Genomic DNA, 3122 nt, shown 5'->3' with positions numbered 1-3122 from the left:
CGGGCTGCTCCACCCCGCGTCAATTTCATTTCCGCGGGGTGCTTGGTGCGGCACGCTTTCGCGTGCAATGCGCCTTTTGGCCCGCGTCATAAATGTTGCTTCCGCTTCGCGATCCCTAACGGGCTTCGCTCACATGAAGCGCGCTCAGGGCTGCCGGTTTTCCGGCGAGGGCTGAGCGTTCCCTCTTAAAACAACAAAACCGCCTTATGGGCGGTTTGTTAGTTTTTTGAGATTGTGACGATGTTTTACTCTTTTGTAGATCTGGCGGCGACCTACTCTTCCGCGCCTTAAGACGAAGTACCATCGGCACAAAGACCTTTCACTTCCGGGTTCGGGATGGGACCGGGTGGGACAATCTTGTTATAACCACCAGATCAACAAAAGAGTAAACAGTAAGCAGTGCTTACCGGATTGCGTTTTTGTCTTGCATGCTTTGAAGTATTTCCATTCTGTCCGCTCTTGGCTGCAGCAGCCTTGAGCGCGGTTCATGGGATCGCCGTGGCGATACCGGAACCAGGACAAAGAGTATTCCTCTCTGTCTATGGAGGGGCTCTTCAAGCCTATCGAGCAATTAGTATCAGTTAGCTTCATGTGTTGCCACACTTCCACACCTGACCTATCAACGTGGTGGTCTTCCACGGCTCTCAGAGAGACCTTATCTTGAGGGGGGCTTCCCGCTTAGATGCTTTCAGCGGTTATCCCGTCCGGACATAGCTACCCTGCAATGCGGCTGGCGCCACAACAGGTCCACCAGAGGTCCGTCCACCCCGGTCCTCTCGTACTAGGGGCAGCTCCTCTCAAGTCTCTTGCGCCCACGGCAGATAGGGACCGAACTGTCTCACGACGTTCTAAACCCAGCTCACGTACCTCTTTAAATGGCGAACAGCCATACCCTTGGGACCTGCTCCAGCCCCAGGATGAGATGAGCCGACATCGAGGTGCCAAACACTGCCGTCGATATGAGCTCTTGGGCAGTATCAGCCTGTTATCCCCGGCGTACCTTTTATCCGTTGAGCGATGGCCCTTCCACACAGAACCACCGGATCACTATGACCGACTTTCGTCTCTGCTCGACTTGTCAGTCTCGCAGTCAGGCAGGCTTATGCCATTGCACTCAACGATCGATTTCTGGCCGATCTGAGCCTACCTTCGCGCGCCTCCGTTACCATTTGGGAGGCGACCGCCCCAGTCAAACTACCCGCCACAGTGGGTCCCAGTCCCGGGTTCACGGGACGTGGTTAGATATCAGGAACAACAAGGGTGGTATTTCAAGGGTTGGCTCCACAAGGACTGGCGTCCCTGCTTCAAAGCCTCCCACCTATGCTACACATGTTGTCCCTAATACCACACTGAAGCTGTAGTAAAGGTGCACGGGGTCTTTCCGTCTAACCGCGGGTACTCCGCATCTTCACGGAGAATTCAATTTCGCTGAGTCTATGTTGGAGACAGTGGGGAAGTCGTTACGCCATTCGTGCAGGTCGGAACTTACCCGACAAGGAATTTCGCTACCTTAGGACCGTTATAGTTACGGCCGCCGTTTACCGGGGCTTCAATTCGGTGCTCTCACACCTCCTCTTAACCTTCCGGCACCGGGCAGGCGTCAGACCCTATACGTCGTCTTGCGACTTCGCAGAGCCCTGTGTTTTTAGTAAACAGTCGCCACCCCCTCTTTTGTGCCCCCAGCTAAAAGTTGCCTTAAAGCTGGGCCTCCTTCTCCCGAAGTTACGGAGGCAATTTGCCGAGTTCCTTCAACATAGTTCTCTCAAGCGCCTTGGTATGCTCTACCATCCCACCTGTGTCGGTTTCGGGTACGGTCTATATGGTGGTGCTATTTCCTGGGACACCTTCGCGGCCCTTCCAATCCAATAAGGAAGAACAACTTACGGTATCCGTCACATTCCACCAGGTACAGGAATATTAACCTGTTTCCCATCGACTACGCCTTTCGGCCTCGCCTTAGGAGCCGACTCACCCTGCGCGGATTAGCCTTGCGCAGGAACCCTTGGGATTTCGGCGACAGTGTCTCTCACACTGTTTATCGCTACTCATGTCAGCATTCTCACTTCTGATATCTCCAGCATGGCTCACGCCACACCTTCGCAGACTTACAGAACGCTCCGCTACCACTTGCACTAATGTGCAAATCCACAGCTTCGGTACATGTCTTGAGCCCCGGTACATCTTCGCCGCAAGACAGCTTAATTAGACCAGTGAGCTGTTACGCTTTCTTTAAATGATGGCTGCTTCTAAGCCAACATCCTGGTTGTTTTGGCCGTCTCACATGCTTTCCCACTTAGACATGATTTAGGGACCTTAGCTGGTGGTCAGGGCTGTTTCCCTCTCGACTATGGACCTTAGCACCCACAGTCTGTCTCCCAGGCTCTACTCTACGGTATTCGGAGTTTGGTTAGAATTGGTAAGGCTCGCGCCCCCCGCATCCATCCAGTGCTCTACCCCCGTAGGTAATACCTGAGGCACTACCTAAATAGTTTTCGCGGAGAACCAGCTATCTCCCGGCTTGATTGGCCTTTCACCCCTAGTCACAAGTCATCCCCGTCTTTTTCAACAGACGTGGGTTCGGTCCTCCAGTGCGTGTTACCGCACCTTCAACCTGCCCATAACTAGATCGCCGGGTTTCGGGTCTAATCCACTTAACTCAGTCGCCCTATTCAGACTCGCTTTCGCTACGCTTACACCTAACGGCTTAGGCTTGCTAAGTAGACTAACTCACTGACCCATTATACAAAAGGTACGCCGTCACGGAACAAGTCCGCTCCGACTGCTTGTAGGCATTCGGTTTCAGGTTCTATTTCACTCCCCTCATCGGGGTACTTTTCACCTTTCCCTCACGGTACTGGTGCGCTATCGGTCGTATGGTAGTATTTAGGCTTGGAAGGTGGTCCTCCCATGTTCAGACAGGATTTCACGTGTCCCGCCCTACTCGAGGCTATCTTCTTTTCTTTCCCGTACAGGACTATCACCCACTATGGTCCAACTTTCCAGATGGTTCCGGTAGATCAAAAGATAACACTGGCCTGGTCCCCGTTCGCTCGCCACTACTAGGGGAATCTCTGTTGATGTCTTTTCCTCCGGCTACTTAGATGTTTCAGTTCGCCGGGTTC

General features: G+C 53.2%; 2 rRNA genes (1 of these 2 cut by a window edge). Both read right to left on the bottom strand.

The features are described from left to right. Positions 1–259: 259 nt before the first annotated feature. Positions 260–374 (bottom strand): 5S ribosomal RNA (rrf, locus tag KORM41_RS21460). A 176-nt stretch (positions 375–550) separates the two neighbouring features. Further along, positions 551–3122: ribosomal RNA gene (locus tag KORM41_RS21455) — 23S ribosomal RNA — on the bottom strand; it runs 173 nt beyond the window's last position.

It is taken from the genome of Kordiimonas lipolytica (assembly GCF_001550065.1).
This window is presented reverse-complemented; position numbering and strand designations above follow the sequence as displayed.